This window comes from Pseudomonas sp. GM50, from assembly GCF_000282375.1.
GTDB lineage: Bacteria > Pseudomonadota > Gammaproteobacteria > Pseudomonadales > Pseudomonadaceae > Aquipseudomonas.
Map to the genome: position 1 here is coordinate 1 of NZ_AKJK01000006.1, position 24,730 is coordinate 24,730.

Sequence of the window (24,730 nt, forward strand, 5' to 3'; positions counted from 1 at the left end):
GATCTGAGGTGTTCACATATTTGTGTTCACACACTATCCAGTGTGGGAGCAAGCAGCCTTGCGCAAAACCAACTGACAACACAATTCCCCTGTGGGAGCGAGCCTGCTCGCGATGGCGGTGTGTCAGTCAACATCAATGCTGGATGTAATGGCCCCATCGCGAGCAGGCTCGCTCCCACAGTTGATCTGAGGTGTTCACATATTTTGTGTTCACAAGCAAAGCACCCGGCAATCCGGGCAAAATTACTACTTTAGTACTGGTTTACCTGTCTATCGTCGCATTCACAACGCACCGCTACTGGCATGTAATGGGTTCATAACTATAAGGACTGAACCCCATGCCGCGTGCACGACGTGTTCTGCTGTGCCCTTCTCTCGCCGCGCTGTCGCTGAGCCTGTTGCTGGGCGTTGCGCAGGCTGAAACAGCGCTGTTCTCCGCCGAGGGTTATCGCATCGGTCTGTACCGTAGCCCGACGCCGAATCAGCTCCAGGGGGCGAGTATCATCGACACGTCCGCCCTGCAAAACCTGCTCCAGCAGACGCCCCCTCCGCTGCTGATCGATGTCTACCGCCGGCAATGGCTGCAAGGCCGTTTCATCGAAGACCAGCCCCACGAAAACCTGCCCGGCAGCCACTGGCTGGCCAATACCGGTGACGGGGACCTGACGCCCCCGTGGCAGGAATATTTCGCGCGCCACCTGCAGCAATTGACGGCGGGCGACCCGACTCGACCGTTGGTCTTTTACTGCCGCTCCGATTGCTGGTTGAGCTGGAACGCGGTAAAACGCGCCGCTTCCATGGGCTATAAGACACTGTATTGGTACCGCGACGGACTGGATGCCTGGCAAGCGGCAAAGCTGCCCGTGACGCCGGCCCGGCCCGAGCCCTTTCCCTGACGTGAGCGCTTGCGTGTTGTTGCCACACCCCGATCAAAAAAATAATGAGGTGAAAGGCCATGTACAAAATTCTGATTGCCGACGATCACCCGCTGTTTCGCGAAGCCATTCATAACGTCATCAGCGACGGTTTCCCCGGCAGTGAGGTCATGGAGACCGCCGACCTCGACAGCGCCCTGGCCCTGACCCAGGAGCACGATGACCTGGACCTGATCCTGCTCGACCTGAATATGCCCGGCATGCACGGCCTCAATGGCCTGATCAACCTGCGCAACGAGGCGCCGACCATTCCGGTGGTGATCGTCTCGGCCGAGCAGGACAAACAAATCGTGTTGCAAGCCATCACCTATGGCGCGGTGGGCTTCATCACCAAATCGTCGCCACGGGTGCAAATGACCGAGGCCATCCAGCAGATCCTAAATGGCAATGTGTACCTGCCGCCGGACATCATCCGCACGCAAAAAAGCGGCACTCATCGCCGGATGAATGACACCCCGAGCTTCCCGCCCGAACTGCTCCAGGCACTGACCCGCAAACAACTGCTGGTGCTTGAGCGCATGACCAAGGGCGAATCGAACAAACAGATCGCCTACACCCTGGAAATCGCCGAAACCACGGTCAAGGCCCACGTCTCGGCGATTTTGCGCAAACTCAATGTGCACAATCGGGTGCAGGCGATTTTGAGTGCCGGGGATATTGATTTCGGGTCGTATTTGCGGCGCTGAATGCTCTTCAGAAAGACCGCGTCGCCCCCCATCGCGAGCAGGCTCGCTCCCACATTAGATCTGAGTCGACTCGGTCTAATGTGGGAGCGAGCCTGCTCGCGATGGGGCTCTCACAAACACCAGAAGACTCAAGGCCGACCAAGCAAATGACTCATCGCCGTCTTGAGTTTCATCGGCCGCACCGGTTTGTGCATCAGGGTATGGCCCAGTTCGCGGATCTGCTGTTTGAGTTCGTTGCTGTAGTTGGCGGTGATCATCATTGCCGGGATCGCTGAAGCGCGGCGGGCGTTGATGCGGGCCACGGCGTCGACACCATTCTTCTCGTCATCCAGGTGATAGTCCGCGATCAGCAGGTCGGCTTCGTCGTGATAATTGTCCACTTGCCGCGCCAGGTCCTCCTCCGACAGCGCCGTGACCACCCGGCAGCCCCAACCTTCGAGCAAGGTGCGCATCCCCGCGCAAATGGCCGCGTCGTTGTCCAGCACCCACACCCGTGCACCGCGCAGGCGCTCAAGCATCGGTTCGCTCATCAGCAGGTTCGGCAATGCCTTGGGCGCTGTGGCACTCAACGGCACTTCGACGGAAAACATCGAGCCCTTGCCCGGCCACGAACGCACATGAATCCGGTGACCAAGAATACGCGCGATTTTCTCGACAATCGCCAGCCCCAGCCCCAAACCGCGATCCTGATCCGGACGCTGCACGTCCCCGCGCTTGAACTCCTGAAAAATCTCCTCCAGACGGTTTTCAGCAATGCCCATGCCACTGTCCCAGACTTCAATGGTCAGCCGCTGGTGATGACGTCGGCAACCGAGCACCACACGCCCGCTGTAGGTGTAGCGAATGGCATTGCTCAGCAGATTACGCAGGATCCGCGCGAGCAACTGAATGTCACTGCGCACCAGCGCCGAACAGGGGATGAAATGCAGCTCGAGGCCTTCGCTGCGGGCCACTTGGGTGTATTCTGCGGCGAGGTTTTCCAGCAATTCGCTCAGGGCGAATGGCGCAATATCCGCCTTGATCACCCCGGCATCGAGTTTGGAAATGTCCACCAGCGTGCCCAGCAGGTTTTCCACGTCTTCCAGGGAATTGCTCACGTTGCGCACCAGAGTCTCGTTGGCCACCGGCTCCCGGCGTTCCAGCAAGGCACTGGTAAACAGCCGCGCGGCATTCAGCGGTTGCAGCAGGTCGTGGCTGACGGCGGCGAGAAATTTGGTCTTCGACAGGTTGGCCTGCTCGGCCTCGAGCTTGGCCTCGCGCAAGCGTGATTCCACCCGGCGGCGCTCGTCGATTTCGCGCAGCAATTGGTCATTGAGGGTGGTCAGTTCGGTGGTGCGTTCGCGCACCCGCAACTCAAGGTTCTGATAGGCCTGATGCAACGCCTCAGCGGTGCGGCGGCGCTCGGTGATGTCGCGGATCAACACGAAAATCCCCACCACTTCTCCGGTGGCCAGGCGATTGGGCACGTAGGAGCGCAGCATGTAGCGCTCCTGATTATTGATGTTGGTCTCGGCAAACTCGAACGTCACGCTCTCGCCGGCCAGGGCCCGGGCCACGTAGGCTTCCAGGCGCTGATAATGCTGCTCGCTGTGGACTTCGCGCAGGCTCTGCCCGAGCATCACGCCCCGGGGCCAGCAGTACCATTCTTCATAGACCTTGTTAGTGAATTCATAGACCAGATCGGCATTCAGGTAGGCGATCAGCGCCGGCACATGGTCGGTGATCAGGCGAATCCAGCGCTCGCTTTCGCTGAGCGCTTCGGCGTGCTGGTAGCGTTCGGTGATGTCGGTGAAGGTGTTGACGAAACCGCCGGTGGGCAACGGATGGGTGCGGATTTCCAGCACCCGGCCATCGTAGAGGCGCTGCTCGCATTCCTGCACGTGCCGCCCGTTCGGGTCGCGACTGGCCGGGGTCAGCAGGTTCAGTTCGCTGTCGGCAATCACTTCGGCGAACGGTCGATGAGCCGCCACCGGGGCCAGGCCGCTGAGTTCCAGGAAGCGTCGGTTCCACAGTTCCAGAATGCCCTCGGCGTTGACCATCGCCACCCCTTGGGACAGGTTGTCGACCGCCCGCTGCAACAAGTGCGATTTCTGCGCCACCGCCTGCTCACGGCGCAGGGTTTCGCTGAGTTTGACGTCGGTAATGTCAGTGAACAGGATCACCCGCCCGCCTTCCTGAGTCGGCCGTTCGCTGACTTGCAGCCAGCGCCCGTTGTGCAGGCGATAGAGCAGGTTTTCATCGGCATGCCCGCGGGGTTCTTCACTGAACAGTCCAGTCGCGGTCATCAGCCGTTTGACCTCGCGCAGGCGCATGCCGGCATTGATGCGCACCCGGCTGTTGCCCCAGAACGCCTTGAAGCGGCTGTTGAACAGCACGATCCGCTGCTCGGCGTCGAACAATACAAAGGCGTCGGAAATGCTTTCGATGGCGTCGATCAAGTGTTGATGGGCGGTTTCGGCCCGCAGCCGCGCCTCGCTGAGTAAATGATTGCCGGCCTTGAGTTCGGCCATGGCCTGGTTCAGGGCGTCGGTGCGCTCACGCACCTGCTCGGCCAGCACCACCGAATGCTGGAACGCCGCGTACGGGTCGTTGCCCCGGGTGATGCCGGATTCGATGCGCTCGATCAGCGCGCCATTGATGCGCTGCAGTTTGTGGTTTTCGTGGCGCAAGCTGGCGATCTGCGCCTGAAGGTCAGCGCTGTCCAGGGGAGCGGCCTCGGGCAATGGCAACCCCGGTGAAGGTCTGGTTGATGTGCATGCCATTGAACTGTTCTCCGTAGGTGTTGAAACCCATCACCCGCTGCTCCCGCAAAAACCCGCCGATCTGCTCGAGACTGCCGCCGTCTTCCAGTTCCAGACGCCTGAGAAAACAGTCGCAGCCAATGGTCAGCAACAGGTCCCCGAGACGCTCCTGCAAACCGTCGAACAGGCTTTGCAGATTCGGCAGCATGGGGCCGGGGGTCATGACGGTGAGAACGATGCCGTTTTCCACCGCACAGTAGAAACTCAGGCTCAGGTCTGGATGAACCTGCTGGATCGCCCGCACGTAATACTGATCGTTGATTCGCACCGCCAACGGGTGTGCGGCAAAGATCCGATAATCGAGGTCGGCCACCGCCACGCCGATGTGCCGGGCATACTCCTCGGCGGCCGGTTCGGCGTTGAGCTCGAACACCCGGCGCGAGGCGCTGTCGGCAGCGGTGACCACCAGTTTCTCGGCCCTGGGCAGGATGTGGTGGGTGGTGAAGACTTCGAAGTCCAGCCAGGTATTGACCAGCACCACCACCGCCGCGCCGCTGTGAAACTCGCCGCCGAAATACACATGGGTGTGGGTCAGGTAATTGTCGTCGCCGGCCGATCCGCCGAAATGCGGTATGTCGCCCAAGGCTGCGCTCAAGGCAGCGAGAACCATTTCTTCACGGCTGGACAAGCCATCGAGCAGAGTCAGGGCAAAGCTGTTGCCCTTGATCGGCGCCAGGGTGTTGCTGCGACAGCCACTGACCAGTCGCTCGACCATTTGCTGGGCATCGATCAGGCTGAAATGCTCCATTTCGTCGATCAGTTCGGTGGAGATGGAAAAATGCCGATGATCGAAGCCCACCGCCGTCACGCAGCTGCGGCCATAACCTTGGGGGGTGATTTCTCCGGCGCTGGTGCAACCCACCAGACGAATGCCGCCGAAGCTCTGTTGCAACGCCTGCCCCAGCGCCTGCAAGTCGTACTCGGCGGAACAGAAGAACAGCACGAAACCCAAGTGGGGGTGCAAGAGTTGTCGCGCCAGATCCTGAGCTGCTTGCTGGGCATCGATGGCCTGGGACATGGCACTGACCACACCGTCGTTCTGAACCTGCTGCATCCTCGCCCCTCGCCGGTGCGCCTGTATGAGGCACGAGTGTACGAAGCCTGCGGGCGGCGGCGAATACTACTTGGGTAGCGGGTGGGTGGTTCGATGGGATGAGAGCCGGACGGCATCTGCAAAACAGCACATTCCCCCGTAGGAGCGAGGCTTGCCCGCGAAGAGGCCGTCACATTCAACATTAATGTCGACTGACACACCGCTTTCGCGGGCAAGCCTCGCTCCTACAAGGGATTTGCGTTACCAGGTGAGCACCGCCCCTACCGCAAACGTATCGGTGTCTTCATTCTGGGCACTGGTGTCGTGGCCGTTGATTTCGAACTGGTTGTACTCGGCCACCAGCTTCAGGTTGTCGTTGACGTCATGGAACAGCGCGATGCCGCGGGTCTCGTAATCGGCGCCGCTGCCGACCACGCCGTTGCCGTCGTCCTCGGTCTTGCCGTAGGACAAGGCCAGGCGGTTCTTGCCCAGTTTGTAGGAGCCCTGCAACAGGTAACCGTCGCTGTCGACATTGCGCAGGGTCGGCTCGCCCGCGTTGTTGGTGAAGAACGGGTTGATGCCCTTGGCCTGGAAACCGGAACCGGTCAGCGACAACCCGCCCATCTTCGCCTGCACGCCGTAGCCGACGCCTTTGGAGGTGACGGACTCGACGCTGGAGTCGGTGTTGTCCGAAGTCTGGTAGCTGCCGTTGAGCCAGCTGTAAATCTTCGCCCCGCCGACGTCGAACTGATAGGTGATCTCGCTCTCGGTGCGCGGGTTCTCTTGGTACGCCTTGCCTGTGGCGCTGCTGTCGTTGGTGTCGACCGGGTCCATGATCCCGACCGCCACCCGCAAGCCGTCCATCACCGGGGTGCGATAGGTAATCTGCGACGTCGGGAACGGGTACGGATAGCCGCTGCCGATGTTGCCGAACGACACCCCGCCGCCGTCCACCAGGCCCAAGGTATCGCTGACTTGACCATAACCGGCGAGCAATTCGTCGAGCAGGATGTTGGAGCGGGCAAACAGGCCGAAGTCCTTGCCGATCAGCACCTCGCCCCACTCTGGATTGGCCACCGTGCCGTAGAACTGCCGCACGTCGATGGCGGTGTCGGTGCCGTTGGTTTCGCTGTCGTTGATGGTCACCCAGAACGAGGCGCGGGCGCCGAGCTTGAGGTCATCGACCTGCTTGCCCATGTTGAAGCCCAGGTAGTTGGGCAGAAATCCCATCTTCACCCGTGCCTGGCGCCGGTCGTACTGCTCGCCGGCCCGGTCCACGTCGCTGTTCACGTAGAAGGCATTGATGTAGCCGTCGGTGGAGAACGTGGTCTGGTCCTTGTCGTAGAGCATGATCTCGGCCTCGGCCATTGAGCTCAGGCCAAGGGAGGACAGGCTGGCGATGAAGGCCGGCAAGAAACGATGCTTGAAGTTCTTATTGTTGTGCATGGCGCGCTCCGCAACGGGGGACTTGATGTCGGAGGCGATTATCGAAAGTGGACCGGCGGCGTCATACGCTGCCTTGGGGGCGGTTTTGAAGTGCTTTGGAATGGCTGGCAATGCGCGACAATTACGGCGTAAGACCGCTGCTCGGCAAGGCTCGGAACTTAGGGTGTAGGCCTATGCACCCCAGGGCTGTTTTTTGTAGGAGCCGGGCTTGCCGGCGAAGGCGTCCTTCAGTCCGCCCTCGCCGACAAGCCCGGCGCCTATCGGTCAGAAACTCGCCCTGAACAGCATGTAAACAGCGATCACCACGCAGACGCTGGCAAAGCCCATCTGCAGCCCTCGAGCCGGCACTCGCGCGCAGAGTTTTCGACCGAGGATCATCCCGACGATGCTGGCAACAATGAACGACCCGCCCAAACCATCGATCCGCACCCCGGCATGAAACGCGCCGATCACGCCAATCACCGAGATCAGGCTGATCACCATCAACGACGTGGCGACGATGCCGCGCATCTGCACATCGGTCAGTTGCTTGAACGCCGGCACAATCAGAAAGCCGCCACCGACCCCGAGCAGCCCCGAGACCACACCGGTCACCGCGCCGAGTGCCGCCAGGGTGGCGGTGCATTTGGCGGTCCAGGAAAAACGCCCGGTCTGCTGATCGAGCATGCAGTTCTTCTGGCCCCAGTTGGCATGCCCGTGATCGCTCGGACCGTCGTCGTGCTTTTCCCGGCGCAGCATCCGCCAGGCCACCATGACCATCAGCAGACTGAACAGGATCATCAAGACCCTTTCCGGCAACTGATGGGCGAAGTAGATGCCCACCGGCGAAAACACCGCACCGAGCAGTGCAATCAACAACGCTGCGCGATAGCGCACCAGGCCATGGCGCAGACCGTCAATCGCACCGATCGCCGCCGCGCTGCCCACCGCGAACAAGGCGACGGGCGCCGCTTGGGTCATGGTCAAACCCAGCCCCAGCACCAGGGCCGGCACCGCAAGAATACCGCCACCAGCGCCGGTCAAACCGAGCACCAGGCCCATGACCACACCGAAAAAACTGGCCAGCAACATAGGGTTCTCTCAGTCAACCTTGGACAGATGGGTCAGCCATTCACGGCCCTTGAGCAGGCCATTCCAGTAGAACCACGGCAGCAGGGTCGCCTTGAGAAACCAGGCTGAACGGCGCGGCACTGTCGGGTCGAGGGGAAAGGTCGGCAGCAACTTACCGGCGTAACCGAACTCGGCGAGAATCACCTTGCCCTTCTCCACCGTCAGCGGGCAGGAACCGTAGCCGTCGTACTTGAGTGGCAACGGCTGTTGCTTGCGCAGGGCCAGCAGGTTTTGCGCTACCACCACGATCTGCTTGCGCGCCGCGGCGGCAGTTTTTGCGTTGCTGGTGGAACAGACATCGCCCAACGCGAACACATCCGCATAGCGCACGTGTTGCAGGCTGTGCGGGTTCACTTCGCACCAGCCAGCGGCGTCGGCCAACGGGCTCTGGCGGATGAAATCCGGCGAGACCTGAGGCGGTACGACGTGCAGCAGGTCGAAGGTTTTTTCTTCTACGGTTACGACACCTGCAGCGTCCTTGACCTCGAACCATGCGGTTTTCGACGGCCCGTCAACCTTGACCAGATTGGAATTGAAGGCCAGCCGGGCGTGGTACTTTTCGATGTATTTCATGAGTGGCGGCACGAATGTCGCCACGCCGAACAACGCAGCGCCGGCCAGATTGAACTCGACGTCGAACTTGCTCAGAACTCCGGTTTTGCGCCAGTGATCGCAGGACAAGTACAAGGCTTTCTGCGGCGCACCGGCGCATTTGATCGGCATCGCTGGCTGGGTGAAGATCGCTTTGCCGCCGCGCAATCCCTGGACCAGTTCCCACGTGTAGGCCGCATGCCGATAGCTGAAATTGGAGGTCACGCCGTTCTGGCCGAGGGTGTCCTGCAAGCCTTCGATTTTCTCCCAGGCCAGGCGCAGACCGGGGCAGACAACGAGGTTCTGGTAACTGACGGTGCGGCCATCGTCGAGAGTCAGCTGTTTGCTGTCGGGGGCGATATCAGTCACGGACGCCTGCAGCCAGGTGGCTCGGCGCGGCATCACCGAGGCCATCGGGCGCGCGGTGTTTTTCACCGAGTAAGCACCACCGCCCACCAGCGTCCACGCCGGTTGGTAGTAATGCTGGCTGGCGGGTTCGATGACGGTGATTTTTAAACCCGAATCGCGTTTCAGCAGGCTGGCAACCAAACCAATGCCGGCGGTCCCGCCGCCTATTACCACGATGTCGGCACTGATGGATGGGCCCCAGTGTTGATCGTTCATCATTCATTCCTTGTTATTGCACGCATGGCTCAAGGTTCAGTCCCGTAGCAGCTGTCGAGCCCTGGCGAGGCTGCGAAGCAGTCGTGAAACCGGCTAATGCGGTCTGTCTGACATACCGCAATCTCTGATTTACGACTGCTTCGCAGCCGAGCGCAGCCTCGCCAGGGCTCGACAGCTGCTACGGATCGCATTACGGCTATCAGACTCAGCCCCAGCTTTTCAACACAGCTCCGCAGTACAGGCCGGACAGGGTCTTCATCACCTGAATCACTTCGTGACTGGCTAAACCATAGAATATGTACTTGCCTTCACGACGGGTGACTACCAATCCCTCGTCGCGCAGGATGCCCAGCTGTTGGGACAGTGTGGGCTGGCGCACGCCGGTCATTTTCTCCAGTTCGCCGACGTTGCGCTCGCCCTGGGTCAATTGGCAGAGAATCAGCAAGCGGTCCTCGTTGGCCAAGGCCTTGAGTAGCGCGCAAGCTTTGGAGGCCGAGGCCCGGAGCTGGGCGACTTCACATTCGGTCAGACTGGATTGCATTTGCAGGATGCCTTCGACGTCACTTAAGCTGCGGACATTATGTTTAAACATAAAGTGTTGCAACCGGTTATTGCCCTCCCGCCCCTTTCCACAGGTTCGTACCCATGTCTGCGTTGATTGAAGCCTTCCTCGACCCCGCCTCGTCGACCTACAGCTACGTGATCTACGAACATGATGGCGGGCACTGCGCGATTGTCGACCCGGTGCTGGATTACGACCCCGCCGCCGGGCGCACCGCGACCGTCCAGGCCGACAAGATCATCGCCTTCGTGCGCGAACACCAGTTGCAGGTGCAATGGCTGCTGGAAACCCACGCCCATGCCGATCACCTGTCCGCCGCGCCTTATCTGCGTTCGGAACTGGGGGGCAAAATTGCGATTGGTCAGTCGATCAGCACAGTTCAGGGGGTGTTCAAGACGCTGTTCAATCTGGAGCCGGGATTTAGCGTCGATGGTTCACAGTTCGATCACCTGTTCGCGCCGGACGAGTCATTCCGCATTGGCAATCTCAAGGCCACGGCCCTGCATGTGCCCGGGCATACCCCGGCGGACATGGCCTATTTGATCGACGGCGATGTGATTCTGGTGGGCGATACGTTGTTCATGCCGGACGTCGGCACCGCGCGCTGCGACTTCCCCGGCGGCAATGCCAACCAGATGTTTGCCTCGATCCACAAACTGTTGGCCTTCCCCGCCAGCGTTCGCCTTTACGTCTGTCACGATTACCCGCCCACCGGCCGCGCTCCGCAATGCCAGAGCACGGTTGGTGAGCAGCGCAAAAGCAACATCCATATTCATGACGGCATTGATGAGACCACCTTCGTCGCCATGCGCACCCGGCGCGATGCCGGGTTGTGCATGCCGACGCTGTTGCTGCCGGCGATTCAAGTGAATGTGCGGGCGGGAAATTTGCCGCCGGCGGAAGAGAATGGTGTGACTTACCTGAAGATCCCCCTGAATCAACTCTAAACGCCGTAAACCCTGTAGCAGCTGTCGAGCACCACCTTGTGGCGAGGGGGCTTGCCCCCGTTGGGTGGCGAAGCCGCCCCCTGCAATCTATCAGACCAACCGTGTTGTTCGGATTTGCGACTGCTGCGCAGCCGAACGGGGGCAAGCCCCCTCGCCACAACGACAGCTGCTACAGGAGATTTGCGTTTAGTTGTTGAGGGTCAACCCATTCGCTGGCAACGGCAGCGCCGTCTTATACCTCACCTGCTTGAGTGCAAAGCTCGAGCGGATGTTGGCGACGCCGGGGACTTTGGTGAGGAAGTCCATCATGAAGCGCTCCAGCGACTGAATGGTCGGTACCAGTACGCGGATCAGGTAGTCCGGGTCGCCGGCCATCAAATAGCACTCCATCACTTCCGGGCGATCCGAAATCGCCTCTTCGAAATGCTGCAACGCCTCCTCCACCTGTTTCTCCAGGCTGACGTGAATGAACACATTCACATGCAGCCCCAGCAGGTCGGCATCCAGCAGGGTCACTTGCTCACGAATCAGCCCTAATTCTTCCATCGCCTTGACCCGATTGAAGCACGGCGTTGGCGACAGGTTCACCGAACGCGCGAGGTCGGCGTTGGTGATGCGCGCGTTCTCCTGAAGGCTATTGAGAATGCCGATGTCGGTACGGTCCAGTTTGCGCATGAGACAAAACCACCTGCTTTTTATGTTTATGCAGAATTTTTATCCTTAAATAACCTTATGCGCAACGAAACACAGAGAAATATTCTTCTGGGCCCGGCCTATGATTGTTGTAGGACAAGATTTCTTCTACCGAGGAATGACTGCCAGCTCACTACAAGAAATTCACAAGATCGAGCGTAGAAGCCATGAACCAAGCGTACGAACCGCTGCGCCTGCACGTTCCCGAACCTTCGGGCCGCCCCGGCTGCAAAACCGACTTCTCCTACCTGCATCTGACCGACGCAGGCCTGGTGCGCAAACCCCCAATCGACGTTGAACCGGCCGACACGGCTGATCTGGCCAAAGGCCTGATTCGCGTGCTCGACGACCAGGGCAATGCCCTCGGCCCGTGGGCTGAAGGCGTACCGGTCGAGATCCTGCGTAAAGGCATGCGCGCCATGCTCAAGACGCGGATTTTCGACAACCGCATGGTGGTCGCCCAGCGTCAGAAAAAAATGTCGTTCTACATGCAAAGCCTTGGCGAAGAAGCCATCGGCAGCGCCCAGGCCCTGGCCTTGAACATCGACGACATGTGCTTCCCCACCTATCGTCAACAAAGCATTCTAATGGCCCGCGAAGTGCCGCTGGTGGACCTGATCTGCCAACTGCTGTCCAACGAGCGCGATCCGCTCAAGGGCCGTCAGTTGCCGATCATGTACTCGGTCAAGGACGCCGGCTTCTTCACCATCTCCGGCAACCTCGCCACCCAATTCGTCCAGGGCGTGGGCTGGGGCATGGCTTCGGCGATCAAGGGCGACACCAAAATCGCCTCGGCCTGGATCGGCGACGGCGCTACCGCTGAATCGGACTTCCACACCGCCCTCACCTTCGCCCACGTCTACCGTGCGCCGGTGATCCTCAACGTGGTCAACAACCAGTGGGCAATCTCGACGTTCCAGGCGATTGCCGGTGGTGAAGCCACTACGTTCGCCGGACGCGGCGTCGGTTGCGGCATCGCCTCCCTGCGGGTCGATGGCAACGATTTTGTCGCGGTGTACGCCGCCTCTGCCTGGGCCGCCGAACGTGCGCGCCGCAACCTCGGCCCGACCATGATCGAATGGGTCACCTACCGCGCCGGCCCGCACTCGACGTCCGATGATCCGTCCAAATACCGTCCTGCCGACGATTGGAGCCACTTCCCGTTGGGCGATCCGATTGCGCGTCTCAAGCAGCACTTGATCAAAATCGGTCAGTGGTCTGAAGAGGAACACGTCGCCGTCAGCGCCGAACTGGAAGCCGAAGTGATCGCCGCGCAGAAAGAAGCCGAGCAGTACGGCACCCTCGCCGGCGGCCAGATTCCGAGCGCCGCGACCATGTTCGAAGACGTCTACAAAGAGATGCCGGAGCACTTGAAGCGCCAGCGTCAAGAGTTGGGGATCTGACATGAACGATCACAACAATAAAATCGAGTTGGAAACCGCCATGACCACGACCACCATGACCATGATCCAGGCCCTGCGCTCGGCCATGGATGTGATGCTTGAGCGTGACGACAACGTCGTGGTGTTCGGCCAGGACGTGGGCTACTTCGGCGGCGTATTCCGTTGCACCGAAGGCCTGCAGAACAAGTACGGCACCTCCCGCGTATTCGATGCGCCGATCTCCGAAAGCGGCATCGTCGGCGTCGCCGTGGGCATGGGCGCCTACGGTTTGCGGCCGGTGGCCGAGATCCAGTTCGCCGATTACGTCTACCCGGCGTCGGACCAGATCATTTCCGAAGCGGCGCGCCTGCGCTATCGCTCGGCCGGCGAATTCACTGCGCCGATGACCCTGCGCATGCCCTGCGGCGGCGGCATCTACGGCGGCCAGACCCACAGCCAGAGCATCGAGGCGATGTTCACCCAGGTCTGCGGTTTGCGCACGGTCATGCCGTCCAACCCTTACGACGCCAAAGGCCTGCTGATCGCCTCCATCGAAAACGATGACCCGGTGATCTTCCTCGAGCCAAAACGCCTGTACAACGGCCCGTTCGACGGCCACCACGACCGTCCGGTAACCCCATGGTCGAAACACCCCGCCGCGCAAGTGCCGGACGGTTACTACACCGTGCCGCTGGACGTCGCTGCCATTGCCCGTCCGGGCAAGGACGTGACCATCCTGACCTACGGCACCACCGTTTATGTGTCGCAAGTGGCCGCTGAAGAAACCGGTATCGACGCCGAAGTCATCGACCTGCGCAGCCTGTGGCCACTGGACCTGGACACCATCGTCAAGTCGGTGAAGAAAACCGGCCGTTGCGTGATCGTTCACGAAGCGACCCGCACCTGCGGTTTCGGCGCCGAACTGGTCGCCTTGGTGCAAGAGCACTGCTTCCACTACCTGGAAGCGCCGATCGAGCGCGTCACCGGTTGGGACACGCCCTACCCGCACGCGCAAGAGTGGGCGTATTTCCCTGGTCCGTCCCGAGTGGGCGCGGCTTTGCATCGGGTTATGGAGGTCTGAATGGGCACGCACGTTATCAAGATGCCGGACATTGGCGAAGGCATTGCAGAAGTTGAATTGTCGGTGTGGCACGTCAAGGTCGGCGACATGGTCGTCGAAGATCAGGTGCTGGCCGATGTCATGACCGACAAGGCGATGGTCGACATTCCATCCCCGGTGCACGGCAAGGTGATTGCCTTGGGTGGCCAGCCTGGCGAAGTCATGGCGGTGGGCAGCATCCTGATCAGCATTGAAGTTGAAGGCGCGGGCAACGTTAAAGAGTCGGCTCAGCCTGTCGCAGTTAAAGAAGCACCCGCTGCAGCGCCTAAAGTTGAAGCCGTGCTGGAAAGCAAACCCGTCGCTGCCGCAGCCCCACGCCCGGCCGTGTGCCAAGGGCCGATGGTTGCCCGTGAAGCCGATGAGCGTCCACTGGCCTCCCCAGCCGTGCGCAAGCATGCGCTGGACCTCGGTATTCAATTGCGTCTGGTGCGTGGCACCGGCCCTGCCGGACGGGTGCTGCACGAAGACCTCGAAGCCTGGCTGGCTCAGGGTCAGTCGAATGCATCGACCGCCACCGCCGCTTACGCCCAGCGCAACGACGAACAGCAAATCCCGGTGATCGGCATGCGCCGCAAGATCGCCCAGCGCATGCAGGACGCCACCCAGCGTGCCGCCCACTTCAGCTACGTCGAGGAAATTGACGTCACTGCCGTGGAAGAGCTGCGCGCACACCTGAACGAAAAACACGGCGCGACTCGCGGCAAGCTGACCTTGCTGCCGTTCCTGGTCCGCGCGCTGGTCGTGGCCCTGCGCGACTTCCCGCAGATCAACGCCCGCTACGACGACGAAGCCCAGGTCATCACCCGCCTCGGCGCGGTGCACGTGGGCGTCGCCACCCAAGCCGACATCGGTTTGATGGTGCCGGTGGTGCGTCATGCCGAAACCCGCAGCCTGTGGGACAGCGCCACGGAAATCTCGCGTCTGGCCACCGCAGCGCGCACTGGCAAGGCCAGCCGCGATGAGCTGTCCGGCTCGACCATCACCCTGACCAGCCTCGGCGCCTTGGGCGGCATCGTCAGCACCCCGGTGTTGAACCTGCCGGAAGTGGCGATCGTCGGCGTGAACAAAATCGTCGAACGGCCAATGGTCGTCAAAGGCCAGATCGTGATCCGCAAGATGATGAACCTCTCCAGCTCCTTCGATCACCGCGTGGTCGATGGCATGGACGCGGCGCAATTCATCCAGGCCATCCGTGGCTTGCTCGAACAACCCGCCACGCTTTTTGTGGAGTAAGAGATGCAAACTTTGAATACCACGCTGCTGATCATCGGCGGCGGCCCTGGCGGTTATGTGACGGCGATCCGTGCCGGTCAGTTGGGCATTTCGACCATTCTGGTGGAAGGCGAATCGTTGGGCGGCACCTGCCTGAACATCGGCTGCATTCCGTCGAAGGCGTTGATTCACGTCGCCGAACAGTTCCACCAGACGCAGCACCACAGCCAACACTCAGCGCTGGGTATCAGCGTATCGGCGCCGACTCTGGACATCAGCAAAAGCGTCGAGTGGAAGGATGGCATTGTTGATCGCCTGACCACCGGCGTTTCGGCACTGCTGAAGAAGCACAAGGTCCAGGTCATTCAAGGCTGGGCCAAAGTGATCGACGGCAAGACCGTCGAAGTCGGCGACACGCGCATTCAATGCGAGCACCTGGTGCTGGCCACTGGTTCGAAAAGCGTGAACCTGCCAATGCTGCCGATTGGCGGTCCGATCATCTCCTCTACCGAAGCCCTCGCGCCGACGTCCGTGCCGAAACGGCTGGTCGTGGTCGGTGGCGGTTACATCGGTCTGGAGCTGGGGATTGCCTATCGCAAGCTCGGCGCCGAGGTCAGTGTGGTCGAGGCGCAGGATCGCATCCTGCCGGCTTACGACGCCGAACTGACCCATCCGGTACACGAAGCGCTCAAGCAACTCGGCGTGAAGCTTTACTTGAAGCACAGCGTTGAAGGCTTTGATTCTCAAGGAAATATGCTGCAAGTTCGTGCTCCGAATGGCGACACCCTGAACCTGGAAACCGATCAGGTCCTGGTGGCTGTCGGCCGCAAACCCAACACTCAAGGCTGGAACCTCGAAGCCTTGAACCTGGACATGAACGGCTCGGCGATCAAGATCGACAACCGTTGCCAGACCAGCATGCGCAATGTCTACGCCATCGGCGACTTGAGCGGCGAACCGATGCTCGCCCACCGGGCCATGGCTCAGGGTGAAATGGTTGCCGAACTGATCAGCGGCAAACACCGCGAATTCAACCCGACCGCCATCGCCGCCGTGTGCTTCACCGACCCGGAACTGGTGGTGGTCGGCAAGACCCCGGACGAAGCCAAGGCTGCGGGGCTGGACTGCATCGTTTCCAGCTTCCCGTTCGCGGCCAATGGCCGGGCGATGACGCTGGAGTCGAAAAGCGGCTTCGTGCGGGTGGTCGCTCGTCGGGACAATCATGTGATTGTTGGTTGGCAGGCGGTCGGTGTAGGCGTGTCGGAGTTGTCGACGGCATTCGGCCAGAGCCTGGAAATGGGCGCTCGTCTGGAAGACATCGCCGGCACCATCCACGCGCATCCGACGCTGGGCGAAGCGGTGCAGGAAGCGGCGTTGCGTGCGTTGGGGCATGCGTTGCATCTGTGATTCAGAACAATTGATGGCGGCAGAGATGGCCCCATCGCTAGCAGGCTAGCTCCCACAGGAGAACGCATTCCAAATGTGGGAGCTAGCCTGCTAGCGATTTCTTGAGGCCAACTCGATTTATCTGTCTGTCATCCGATAGTCCGGGCTGCGAAATGGGCCCGGAATGAAGTATTGTTGTCCCCATCCAGAAAAATGTCAGAAGCCTTGAACCGTTTCGGCGGTTGTTAAGTGATAGAGGGTGTCATGGGTAACGAAAGCATCAATTGGGACAAGCTGGGTTTTGACTACATCAAGACAGACAAGCGCTATCTGTCGCACTGGCGTAATGGCGAGTGGGACAAAGGCACCCTGACCGAAGACAACGTGCTGCACATCAGCGAAGGCTCCACTGCCCTTCACTATGGCCAGCAGTGCTTCGAAGGCCTGAAGGCCTACCGCTGCAAGGACGGTTCGATCAACCTGTTCCGCCCGGACCAGAACGCCGCACGCATGCAACGCAGCTGCGCGCGCCTGCTGATGCCGCAGGTGTCCACCGAACAATTCGTCGAAGCGTGCAAGGAAGTGGTCCGCGCCAACGAGCGTTTCATCCCGCCTTACGGCACTGGCGGCGCGCTGTACCTGCGCCCGTTCGTGATCGGCGTGGGTGACAACATCGGCGTGCGTACCGCGCCCGAGTTCATCTTCTCGATCTTCTGCATCCCGGTCGGCGCTTACTTCAAGGGCGGTTTGACCCCGCACAACTTCCTGATCTCCAGCTACGACCGTGCCGCCCCACAAGGCACCGGTGCGGCCAAGGTCGGTGGCAACTACGCCGCCAGCCTGATGCCGGGCTCCCAGGCCAAGAAGGCGCATTTTGCCGACTGCATCTACCTGGACCCGCTGACCCACACCAAAATCGAAGAAGTCGGCTCGGCCAACTTCTTCGGGATCACTCACGACAACAAGTTCGTCACCCCGAATTCCCCTTCGGTGTTGCCGGGCATCACTCGTCTGTCGTTGATCGAACTGGCCAAGACCCGTCTGGGCCTGGAAGTGGTCGAAGGTGACGTGTTCATCGACAAGCTGTCCGACTTCAAGGAAGCCGGCGCCTGCGGTACTGCCGCAGTGATCACCCCGATCGGCGGTATCAGCTACAACGACAAACTGCACGTGTTCCATAGCGAAACCGAAGTCGGCCCGGTCACCCAGAAGCTCTATAAAGAGCTGACCGGTGTACAGACCGGCGACGTCGAAGCGCCAGCGGGCTGGATCGTCAAGGTTTGATTTTGCGGTAAGTCAGCTTGAAGACTGTGTGCCACTTACCGGATCAATGGTAGGTGGCCACACAGGCCTTCAAAAAAATTTCTTTCGGGTTGTTATATCAACGGCAAAGACCTTCGCCCCCTCTTCTTTGAACATCCATGATCAAGCTTTACTTCGTGGTGCTTGTTCTTTTGCTTGGACGAAAATCATGGAACGATATATTTTACCCAGCGTTGTGAATCGCGGACTACACCGTTTGGTTACCGGGTCTCTCGGCTTCGGAAACCTCCTGCCACCCCCCAAGTACAGCCGCGTCGTTTGGCATACAAACGACCAGATACGCGAAGTTGCTGACCTGTTAAGCAACGAACTTAATATCCCTATCTCTGCCGACCTCTTAGAAAAAATAGCAGGTCTTTCCCCTTGTGTGACTTCAATTACCCCCTCAGAAAAACATTCGAGTGAAGAGTATTTATGGGGATACAAAGCAACCAATAATATTTTTTTAAGAGGAATATTTTCCGCACTCGCCTTCGCGGAACTGGAATTCTGCGAGCGTGATTTGCCGCAAAAATCCCACGAAGAAAGACTCACTGGGCATCTGCTAAGCAAACTGTATTCAAGCGTACTTTTCTGCGCTGACTCACTCACCGACTTCTCCAAAGAGCTATACGGCAAAGAAATCCCCATCGAAGTTGCCTACCACGATCTTTCAACAAACAACCGAGAAAAAATAACGGGCAGCGATTTTGGCATAATCGTACATACTAACTTGCCTGGGCAAGATGAGAGTGTTCAAGCAGTGGCCTTTCAGGCCAAAAAACTGTATGACAAAAAAGCTTATTTACCTGCTTCGCAAGCTGACGCTCAAATAAAGTTCTTCGGCAATGGCGCTTACATTTGCCTCTATGATGTAGGAAACACAAACACTCCACTACCTCCAGCGATCCTCAGTACATCAGACGTCCAATATTTCGAAAAAACAGAAAACAGCCACGGAATTACCCGCAGCAAGTTACCGCTATCAACCACAGCACTGTCACTTTTCCTTATACAACTTATCGAACAAAAAGTTAACGCACCAGCTTTTCAAAATATCTGGCAAGCAGCGCGCTTTATGCAAGGTACTCCCGACAGTCGCGAGCAACTCAATATATCGAGAGTTATTACTCTTTCTATAGGCGCCCCAAGCCACAAACAGGAAATAGATGATCTGACAAAGCTCTTTCCTCCTGCGCCTTCGGAAAAGGAGCCACCCCAGCCGGGTACAAACCCTGATCTTTTCAATTGGCTCTAGACTTGGGCCAGGTTCGACGGGCTAGCGGCGCTGGATCGTCAAGGTTTGATTTGACGCAACCGTCCGTTTGAACAAAAAAGCCCGGCCATCATCTTGAAGGCCGGGCTTTTTTTCGTCCGCGAATCGTGGAAAAGGTCACTAGACTTGCCACGTCCAACAGCCATCAACGGGTGCCATCAAAACCATGGGAAAACTCTGGCGAAAGTATCTGGCCTTGCTGGACACCGACTTCACCACGCAAGTGTTCGACAACATCAAGAACCTGCTGGTGTGTGCCCTGCTGTTCGCTGCGGGCACCAACGTACTGGGTCGCGAGCACCAGCTGTTCATGGGGTTACTCGCTTCGAATCTGGCGGGTTGGGGGCTGATTCTGGTGTCAGCGGTGCTGATGTTGCTGAGTGTCAGCGACGGCCTGCGCCGGCTGTCCAAGTTGCCGTATCACACAGCGTTTCAGATTATTTTGTTTCTGATTTACCTGATTTTGGCAGTGCGTGTGGTGGAGATTGTTTGGGTTTTCAGGGCGTAGCGGTCACGGCACGAGGTGTTTGCCAACGCAGCTCATCCTGGGCAATCCGGGCAAACAACCACTCCACAAATACCCGTGTCTGCACCGTCACGTCCGGCGCAACGCCGTAGTAATAACGCGGCAACGGCAGACGCAACTCGGGCAACGGGCAGATCAGGCGTCCGCTCGAGAGGTGAGTGCCCAGCAAAGAGGTCGGGCACAGGGCAATGCCCTCTCCATCCACGGCAGCCTGAAGCGCCAGGTGCATGTGATCAAACTGCCGGGTTACCTGAGTGGCTGACTGGCTTTGACCAAAGTGCATGGCCCAATTGTGCCAGTCTTCGCGACGCGCCTTGACGGTCAGCAGCGTGTGCCGGCTCAGCGAAGTGAGGTCTTCAAGTGGTAACCGCTCGATCAGCGATGGCGCCGCGACCAGTAATAGTTCGTCTTCGAACAGCGGTCGCGCTTCAATCGCCGGAGCCCAGTCGTCACGGCCACGGCGAATGACGACATCGAATCCGTCGCGTGCCTGATCGGGTGCCTGGGTTTGAGTGATCACCTGCGGCTTGATGCCTGGGTGCTGCGCAACAAAATCCGCCAGCCTGGGCGTCAGCCAAAGCACGGCAAAGGACGGACGTACATTGATCTTCACGGTAGGCAGCGAGGCATGTTGCTTGAGCGCAGCGGCAGCGTTGGCGATCTGTGACAGCCCGGCGCTGACCTGCTCATAAAAGCGCTGGCCGGCCGGGGTCAGCACCGATTGACGGATACGCCGCTCGAACAGCAGCACGCCCAGGTACTCCTCAAGCAATTTGATATGCCGGCTGACGGCACTGTGGCTGACATGCAGCTCTTCGGCCGCCAGGCTGAAGCTCTGATGACGAGCAGCAACGGCGAAGGCGCGAACGGCATTAAGCGGAGGTAGTTGATTGATCATGTGTCTAATTTAGTCACCTATGCGCTTTAATTAAAGCGTTTGTCACGCTCGTTTCGTCACGCCAATCTGCCAACACGCAGCCAGCGCCACCGACGGAGCAAGACATGAACAGCTACGGACTCTTTGTACTTTTCGCCACCCTGACCATTTTGAGCCCGGGACCAGGCGTGGTCCTGACCCTGTCCAACGCGGTGCGACACGGTTGGACGGGGGCCGTGCCGGGCATTCTGGGGGTCGCGTCGGGAGCATTTGTCGTCGCTGCCATCAGCGCCACCAGTGTTGGCCTGATACTCAGCACCTCGGCGAACGCCTTCACCGCGTTGAAATACGCAGGGGCCGCCTATTTGTTGTACCTGGGCTACAAAAGCTGGCGCTCGGATCGTTTCAGCACGCTGCTTGAAACGCGCCCCTCAAGCCCTGGCTATCGCTTCCTTGAAGCGGCTTCGATGCAGCTATTGAACCCCAAGGCGGTGTTTTTCTTTCTGGCGGTATTCCCGCAATTCATCGACACCTCGGCGCACTTCTACACCCAGTTCATCAAGCTAGTCGCTTCCTACGGCGTACTGGTGATTCTGGTGCATGGCAGCTATGCCTTGCTCGCCAACGCCGCCAAAGGCTGGTTGTCGAGCCCGAAGGGTTCCTGGCTGGCGGCGAAAGTCTCGGGCGTGACCTTCGCCGGTTTCGGTGTGCTGATGGCCTCGTCCAGTCGCTAAGCCGCAGGACTGGCGAGCGCGCGGCGTCGGTTCTCGGTGGACGTGGGTTGCGCTGTGGTCACCTGTACCGGCAGCTCAACGGCGAACCGACTACTGAGTTCCTTACGCCCCAGCGCCGTCAACGCCAGCGCCCGACTGTCCAGATCCTGTGTCACCCATTTGCGTTTGATCGCCGTTTGCAGCAACGCCGCGCCCAAGGCACCGCCCAGGTGCGGCCGACGCATGCTCCAGTCCAGGCACGGGCAGGCGAAACGGCGGCGCAAAGTGCCGAGGTCTTTGACGTCGATGCCCAATGCTTCGAACGACGCTTTGCCGCTGGCGCTCAGTCGATAAGCCTGTTCGTCGGTTTCGAGCAACCACCCCGCTGCGATCATCCGGTCATGCAGCAATACCGCCAACGTGCCGGCCATGTGGTCGTAGCAGGTGCGGGCGAATTGCAGGCGATCCGGGGTTCGCGGGTTGAACGTCGGCGCGGCATTCTGGCCGATCACCATCAGCGCTTCCAGCGCCTGGGCCACGCGCCTGTCCGCGAGACTGTAATAGCGGTGGCGGCCCTGAACGTGCAAACGCACCAGCGCCAGCTCCTTGAGCTTGGCCAGATGAGCACTGGCGGTCGAGGCGCTGACTTCGGCAATCGTCGCCAGCTCGGTGCTGGTGCGGGCGTGGCCGTCCATCAGCGAGCAGAGGATTTTCGTTCGGGCAGGTTCCGCGATGGCGGCAGCCACTTGAGAGACGCCGATGTCGTGTTGTTCTGCGTTCATATTTCGCTCCCGGACGAATCAAGGCCCTTTCGGACTGGAGATAGTAGCAACACTTTCCAACCACCGATAAGGCTGCGACCCATGGACCCGATCATCGCTGCGACTCACGCCGATCCCTACCCTTACTACGCGCAACTGCGCGCCGAGGGTGGGCTGGTTTTTCATCAAGGACTGAAACTGTGGGTGGCCAGCAGCGCCCGAGCCGTTGCCGCCGTGCTGGCGCACCCGGACTGTCATGTGCGGCCAACCCACGAGCCGGTGCCCCAGGCGATTGCTCAAGGCATGGCCGGCAAGGTGTTCGGTCAGTTGATGCGGATGAACGAGGGCGAACGGCAGCGTTGCCCGAGAACGGCGATTGAGCCGGGGCTGGCGTTGATTGACGTGAATGAGGTCAATGCCTTGGTCGGCGCTCGATTGATTACCCCGGGCCCCGACGGGTTGTACGCGGCGATGTTTCGCGGACCGGTCTGCGTAGTGGCGGCGTTGCTGGGGTTTTCTCCGGCTCAGGGCCGGGCCATCAGCGAGCTGACCGCAGACTTCGTCGCTTGCCTGTCGCCGCTCAGCGATCAGGCACAACGGGACGCCGCCCATGTCGCGGCGGAACAGCTGAAGGGTTATGTCATCGAGCTTCTGGACGACCCGAGCAATCGAAGCGCGCTGCTCGCCGGTATCCGGCAGCGTTTTGCGGCGACATCGACCGACTCTGAAACGTTGATTGCCAACCTGATCGGCCTGTTCTCCCAGACTTACGAAGCCACGGCCGGCTTGATCGGTAATGCGCTATTGGCGTTGATTCGAAACCCACAGTTGGATTCGGCTCATGTTGATGACCTGATCGCTGAAGTCCAGCGCTTCGACCCGTCGGTGCAAAACACCCGCCGCTTCGTCGCCGCGCCGTGTGAAATCGACGGCGTGAGCCTGAACACCGGCGACGTTATCCTGGTGCTGCTGGCGTCGGCGAATCGCGATCCGCAGCTTAATGATGATCCCGATGCGTTTTTGCTCGATCGCCCGAACCGCCGCAGCTTCACGTTCGGCGCGGGCCGGCATCAATGTCCGGGGCAGGTGTTGGCCTTAAGCATTGCCCGTGCGACGCTGGTTGAGATCCTGGCGATGCAACCTGCTTTGGACCGGTTGACCTGGCACTACCGCCCTTCTTTGAACGGGCGTATTCCTTTGTTCACTGATCTGCCCTGACAGACCGCGTCATCGTTCTTCGCGAGCAAGCCCGCTCCCACAGTGGATCATCGATGTTCACAAGATTTGTGATCGAAACAAATCCCTTGTGGGAGCGGGCTTGCTCGCGAAGACGGCACGACAAACGAAGCATCACTTGAGGCGTGCGCAACAGGCTACATCGCGCGTGAACGGACCATGAACCAGGCACTGAACTGTGGCGAGGGGGCTTGCCCCCGTTCGGCTGCGCAGCAGTCGTAAAATCGGCGCATGCAGTCATGCCTGAAGAACCGCGATAACCGGACTGGGGTCGCTGCGCAACCCAACGGGGGCAAGCCCCCTCGCCACAGCTCACACGCCCATCAATCATCCCGCGTCAGCACTTCCAGCAATTCAATCTCGAAAATCAGATTCGAATTCGGCGTAATCGCCCCCATCGTCCGCTCGCCATAGGCCAGATGCGCCGGCACCAGCAGCTTGCGTTTGCCGCCGACCTGCATGCCCATGATTCCCTGATCCCAGCCCTTGATTACCCGCCCGGTACCAATCACGCATTGAAAAGGCTTACCCCGGCTGTAGGAAGAATCGAATTCAGTGCCGTCTTCCAGCCAGCCACGATATTGGGTGGTGATCAGCGCGCCTTTGACGGCAGCTTTGCCGTCGCCCACTTCAAGGTCGATTACCTGCAATTCATCATTCATTACGTTCACTCTATTGTGCGCTTGCCTGAACAGGCTTCATGGGCGCCGTTTTTCCCAGAAATGCGGGCTGTTGGCAACCGTTTCGCTCTGTATCCGGCAGTAGCCGTGAACTAAATTGGCTGGGCGAGCAGACGTTGAGCCATAGCCAAGTCGCATGGCGCGCTCAGTCTTTGCCTTGACCAAAGGGAATGCCGTTGAAGGTGTGAGTGCAGCAATGGCAACTAGGCCTCATGTGCTCGGCGGTCAGTTCAGGATTGACGACCCGCAGACTCCCCTGATCATCGACATACAAGCCACTGAAATAGCTCGACTCCCCCAGTCGCACCTGCTCCTGCCTTTCGCTTTCATGAAGCGCAACCATCCAGAACACCGGTTCGGTTCGATCGAGGCGAGCCACCGCTTCGCTGAAAACCTCATCCCACTGTCCTCCCACACGGGACAGCAGGAATCGGAACAACGGTGTGTAATCCAGGCCGTGGCGGCGGGTTCCATGCATCGAACCGCGTGACGACTCATTGTGGATTTCGGCTTTGGTATGGCGCTGATGTCGGTACTCACCCGAGTAATCATTCAGCCGAACACCCCTGGTACGAGTGTTGATCTTGCGGTAGAGGGGTTTCTTTTCCACTAGCAGCTCCTAACGTCCAGACACTCTATGCGTTTTACTCGAACGGTGGACGATATCAATCAGCCCGCCGTGGCCAATTGTTTCAGACGGTTTGAGATGGTACCGGCGTGATAGGTGAGATCGCTATCGCGAGCAGGCTCGCTCCCACATTGGATTGGCGGTGAGCACAGGAATTGTGACCACCCGAGATCCAGGGTGGGAGCGAGCCTGCTCGCGATAGC

Annotated in this window: 23 protein-coding genes; 12 read left to right on the forward strand and 11 right to left on the reverse strand. The window is 59.6% G+C overall.

Translation table 11 applies throughout. The features are described 5' to 3' along the window. Nucleotides 1-338: 338 nt before the first annotated feature. Nucleotides 339-896: a PQQ-dependent catabolism-associated CXXCW motif protein gene (locus tag PMI30_RS27920; protein WP_008005349.1), complete on the forward strand. Its 558-nt coding sequence runs from the start codon at nucleotides 339-341 to the stop codon at nucleotides 894-896. 59 nt (nucleotides 897-955) lie between these two features. Continuing rightward, nucleotides 956-1,621 (forward strand): response regulator transcription factor, encoded by a 666-nt coding sequence (locus PMI30_RS27915; protein WP_008005351.1) that lies wholly within the window; start codon nucleotides 956-958, stop codon nucleotides 1,619-1,621. Between the two features lie 128 nt (nucleotides 1,622-1,749). On the opposite strand, the gene nahK is transcribed toward PMI30_RS27915, so the two are convergent. From nahK to PMI30_RS27885, 6 genes are all read right to left on the reverse strand, one after another. Then, a complete protein-coding gene (gene nahK / locus PMI30_RS27910; protein WP_443216274.1) occupies nucleotides 1,750-4,383 on the reverse strand; it encodes a hybrid sensor histidine kinase/response regulator NahK/ErcS' in 2,634 nt (877 codons plus the stop codon). After that, a complete protein-coding gene (nosP, locus tag PMI30_RS27905; protein ID WP_008005354.1) occupies nucleotides 4,313-5,476 on the reverse strand; it encodes a nitric oxide-sensing protein NosP in 1,164 nt (387 codons plus the stop codon). Before nosP ends, nahK begins: the two co-directional genes overlap by 71 nt. A gap of 240 nt (nucleotides 5,477-5,716) precedes the next feature. Then, the gene (locus PMI30_RS27900; RefSeq protein WP_008005357.1) at nucleotides 5,717-6,901 is read right to left on the reverse strand and encodes a porin; all 1,185 of its coding nucleotides are present in this window, start codon (nucleotides 6,899-6,901) and stop codon (nucleotides 5,717-5,719) included. A 264-nt stretch (nucleotides 6,902-7,165) separates the two neighbouring features. Continuing rightward, nucleotides 7,166-7,972 carry a sulfite exporter TauE/SafE family protein gene (locus tag PMI30_RS27895; RefSeq protein ID WP_008005359.1) on the reverse strand — a complete coding sequence of 269 codons (807 nt, stop codon included), beginning with the start codon at nucleotides 7,970-7,972 and terminating at the stop codon, nucleotides 7,166-7,168. A gap of 9 nt (nucleotides 7,973-7,981) precedes the next feature. Beyond that, nucleotides 7,982-9,226, reverse strand: a complete 1,245-nt coding sequence (locus tag PMI30_RS27890; protein ID WP_008005361.1) for an NAD(P)/FAD-dependent oxidoreductase — start codon at nucleotides 9,224-9,226, stop codon at nucleotides 7,982-7,984. Nucleotides 9,227-9,431: 205 nt separating this feature from the next. After that, nucleotides 9,432-9,767 carry an ArsR/SmtB family transcription factor gene (locus PMI30_RS27885; protein WP_032830345.1) on the reverse strand — a complete coding sequence of 112 codons (336 nt, stop codon included), beginning with the start codon at nucleotides 9,765-9,767 and terminating at the stop codon, nucleotides 9,432-9,434. A gap of 104 nt (nucleotides 9,768-9,871) precedes the next feature. On the opposite strand from PMI30_RS27885, the gene PMI30_RS27880 reads away from it, so the two are divergent. Continuing rightward, nucleotides 9,872-10,735 carry an MBL fold metallo-hydrolase gene (locus PMI30_RS27880; protein WP_008005365.1) on the forward strand — a complete coding sequence of 288 codons (864 nt, stop codon included), beginning with the start codon at nucleotides 9,872-9,874 and terminating at the stop codon, nucleotides 10,733-10,735. 186 nt (nucleotides 10,736-10,921) lie between these two features. Here the strand turns inward: PMI30_RS27880 and bkdR are convergent, their stop codons facing one another. Continuing rightward, complete coding sequence (bkdR, locus tag PMI30_RS27875) at nucleotides 10,922-11,410, reverse strand: Bkd operon transcriptional regulator BkdR (RefSeq protein WP_008005367.1); 489 nt, start codon at nucleotides 11,408-11,410, stop codon at nucleotides 10,922-10,924. Between the two features lie 185 nt (nucleotides 11,411-11,595). Between bkdR and PMI30_RS27870 the strand changes: the two genes are divergently transcribed. The 7 genes from PMI30_RS27870 to PMI30_RS27840 all read left to right on the forward strand — a co-directional run bounded on the left by PMI30_RS27870 (nucleotide 11,596) and on the right by PMI30_RS27840 (nucleotide 19,614). Beyond that, nucleotides 11,596-12,831 carry a 3-methyl-2-oxobutanoate dehydrogenase (2-methylpropanoyl-transferring) subunit alpha gene (locus PMI30_RS27870; RefSeq protein WP_008005369.1) on the forward strand — a complete coding sequence of 412 codons (1,236 nt, stop codon included), beginning with the start codon at nucleotides 11,596-11,598 and terminating at the stop codon, nucleotides 12,829-12,831. 1 nt (nucleotide 12,832) lies between these two features. Further along, entirely contained in the window at nucleotides 12,833-13,891 is a 1,059-nt protein-coding gene (locus PMI30_RS27865) for an alpha-ketoacid dehydrogenase subunit beta (protein WP_007895121.1), read from the forward strand. Continuing rightward, the gene (locus PMI30_RS27860; RefSeq protein WP_008005372.1) at nucleotides 13,892-15,163 is read left to right on the forward strand and encodes a dihydrolipoamide acetyltransferase family protein; all 1,272 of its coding nucleotides are present in this window, start codon (nucleotides 13,892-13,894) and stop codon (nucleotides 15,161-15,163) included. It abuts the gene before it with no gap. Nucleotides 15,164-15,166: 3 nt separating this feature from the next. Continuing rightward, nucleotides 15,167-16,549 (forward strand): dihydrolipoyl dehydrogenase, encoded by a 1,383-nt coding sequence (lpdA, locus tag PMI30_RS27855; protein WP_008005373.1) that lies wholly within the window; start codon nucleotides 15,167-15,169, stop codon nucleotides 16,547-16,549. 243 nt (nucleotides 16,550-16,792) lie between these two features. Further along, nucleotides 16,793-17,812, forward strand: a complete 1,020-nt coding sequence (locus tag PMI30_RS27850) for a branched-chain amino acid aminotransferase (protein WP_008005375.1) — start codon at nucleotides 16,793-16,795, stop codon at nucleotides 17,810-17,812. After that, entirely contained in the window at nucleotides 17,760-19,088 is a 1,329-nt protein-coding gene (locus PMI30_RS27845) for a hypothetical protein (RefSeq protein ID WP_157173006.1), read from the forward strand. Before PMI30_RS27850 ends, PMI30_RS27845 begins: the two co-directional genes overlap by 53 nt. 184 nt (nucleotides 19,089-19,272) lie before the next feature. Further along, nucleotides 19,273-19,614 carry a hypothetical protein gene (locus PMI30_RS27840; protein ID WP_008005380.1) on the forward strand — a complete coding sequence of 114 codons (342 nt, stop codon included), beginning with the start codon at nucleotides 19,273-19,275 and terminating at the stop codon, nucleotides 19,612-19,614. On the opposite strand, the gene PMI30_RS27835 is transcribed toward PMI30_RS27840, so the two are convergent. Then, nucleotides 19,604-20,530: a LysR substrate-binding domain-containing protein gene (locus tag PMI30_RS27835; RefSeq protein WP_008005381.1), complete on the reverse strand. Its 927-nt coding sequence runs from the start codon at nucleotides 20,528-20,530 to the stop codon at nucleotides 19,604-19,606. The genes PMI30_RS27840 and PMI30_RS27835 overlap by 11 nt on opposite strands. A 104-nt stretch (nucleotides 20,531-20,634) precedes the next feature. Between PMI30_RS27835 and PMI30_RS27830 the strand changes: the two genes are divergently transcribed. Continuing rightward, complete coding sequence (locus PMI30_RS27830) at nucleotides 20,635-21,243, forward strand: LysE family translocator (RefSeq protein WP_008005384.1); 609 nt, start codon at nucleotides 20,635-20,637, stop codon at nucleotides 21,241-21,243. On the opposite strand, the gene PMI30_RS27825 is transcribed toward PMI30_RS27830, so the two are convergent. Continuing rightward, nucleotides 21,240-22,004 carry an ArsR/SmtB family transcription factor gene (locus PMI30_RS27825; RefSeq protein WP_008005389.1) on the reverse strand — a complete coding sequence of 255 codons (765 nt, stop codon included), beginning with the start codon at nucleotides 22,002-22,004 and terminating at the stop codon, nucleotides 21,240-21,242. The genes PMI30_RS27830 and PMI30_RS27825 overlap by 4 nt on opposite strands. Nucleotides 22,005-22,085: 81 nt before the next feature. On the opposite strand from PMI30_RS27825, the gene PMI30_RS27820 reads away from it, so the two are divergent. After that, nucleotides 22,086-23,201 carry a cytochrome P450 gene (locus PMI30_RS27820; protein WP_008005392.1) on the forward strand — a complete coding sequence of 372 codons (1,116 nt, stop codon included), beginning with the start codon at nucleotides 22,086-22,088 and terminating at the stop codon, nucleotides 23,199-23,201. Between the two features lie 341 nt (nucleotides 23,202-23,542). Here PMI30_RS27820 and PMI30_RS27815 read toward each other — a convergent pair whose 3' ends face one another. Further along, a complete protein-coding gene (locus PMI30_RS27815) occupies nucleotides 23,543-23,881 on the reverse strand; it encodes an FKBP-type peptidyl-prolyl cis-trans isomerase (RefSeq protein ID WP_007895103.1) in 339 nt (112 codons plus the stop codon). Between the two features lie 163 nt (nucleotides 23,882-24,044). Continuing rightward, nucleotides 24,045-24,509: a hypothetical protein gene (locus PMI30_RS27810; RefSeq protein WP_008005394.1), complete on the reverse strand. Its 465-nt coding sequence runs from the start codon at nucleotides 24,507-24,509 to the stop codon at nucleotides 24,045-24,047. Nucleotides 24,510-24,730: the final 221 nt, after the last annotated feature.

Coding starts and splice junctions, on each gene's coding strand:
- PMI30_RS27920 (WP_008005349.1), top strand. CDS start 339: ATGCCGCGTGCACGACGTGTTCTGCTGTGCCCTTCTCTCGCCGCGCTG.
- PMI30_RS27915 (WP_008005351.1), top strand. CDS start 956: ATGTACAAAATTCTGATTGCCGACGATCACCCGCTGTTTCGCGAAGCC.
- nahK (WP_443216274.1), bottom strand. CDS start 4,383: ATGGCATGCACATCAACCAGACCTTCACCGGGGTTGCCATTGCCCGAG.
- nosP (WP_008005354.1), bottom strand. CDS start 5,476: ATGCAGCAGGTTCAGAACGACGGTGTGGTCAGTGCCATGTCCCAGGCC.
- PMI30_RS27900 (WP_008005357.1), bottom strand. CDS start 6,901: ATGCACAACAATAAGAACTTCAAGCATCGTTTCTTGCCGGCCTTCATC.
- PMI30_RS27895 (WP_008005359.1), bottom strand. CDS start 7,972: ATGTTGCTGGCCAGTTTTTTCGGTGTGGTCATGGGCCTGGTGCTCGGT.
- PMI30_RS27890 (WP_008005361.1), bottom strand. CDS start 9,226: ATGAACGATCAACACTGGGGCCCATCCATCAGTGCCGACATCGTGGTA.
- PMI30_RS27885 (WP_032830345.1), bottom strand. CDS start 9,767: ATGCAATCCAGTCTGACCGAATGTGAAGTCGCCCAGCTCCGGGCCTCG.
- PMI30_RS27880 (WP_008005365.1), top strand. CDS start 9,872: ATGTCTGCGTTGATTGAAGCCTTCCTCGACCCCGCCTCGTCGACCTAC.
- bkdR (WP_008005367.1), bottom strand. CDS start 11,410: ATGCGCAAACTGGACCGTACCGACATCGGCATTCTCAATAGCCTTCAG.
- PMI30_RS27870 (WP_008005369.1), top strand. CDS start 11,596: ATGAACCAAGCGTACGAACCGCTGCGCCTGCACGTTCCCGAACCTTCG.
- PMI30_RS27865 (WP_007895121.1), top strand. CDS start 12,833: ATGAACGATCACAACAATAAAATCGAGTTGGAAACCGCCATGACCACG.
- PMI30_RS27860 (WP_008005372.1), top strand. CDS start 13,892: ATGGGCACGCACGTTATCAAGATGCCGGACATTGGCGAAGGCATTGCA.
- lpdA (WP_008005373.1), top strand. CDS start 15,167: ATGCAAACTTTGAATACCACGCTGCTGATCATCGGCGGCGGCCCTGGC.
- PMI30_RS27850 (WP_008005375.1), top strand. CDS start 16,793: ATGGGTAACGAAAGCATCAATTGGGACAAGCTGGGTTTTGACTACATC.
- PMI30_RS27840 (WP_008005380.1), top strand. CDS start 19,273: ATGGGAAAACTCTGGCGAAAGTATCTGGCCTTGCTGGACACCGACTTC.
- PMI30_RS27835 (WP_008005381.1), bottom strand. CDS start 20,530: ATGATCAATCAACTACCTCCGCTTAATGCCGTTCGCGCCTTCGCCGTT.
- PMI30_RS27830 (WP_008005384.1), top strand. CDS start 20,635: ATGAACAGCTACGGACTCTTTGTACTTTTCGCCACCCTGACCATTTTG.
- PMI30_RS27825 (WP_008005389.1), bottom strand. CDS start 22,004: ATGAACGCAGAACAACACGACATCGGCGTCTCTCAAGTGGCTGCCGCC.
- PMI30_RS27820 (WP_008005392.1), top strand. CDS start 22,086: ATGGACCCGATCATCGCTGCGACTCACGCCGATCCCTACCCTTACTAC.
- PMI30_RS27815 (WP_007895103.1), bottom strand. CDS start 23,881: ATGAATGATGAATTGCAGGTAATCGACCTTGAAGTGGGCGACGGCAAA.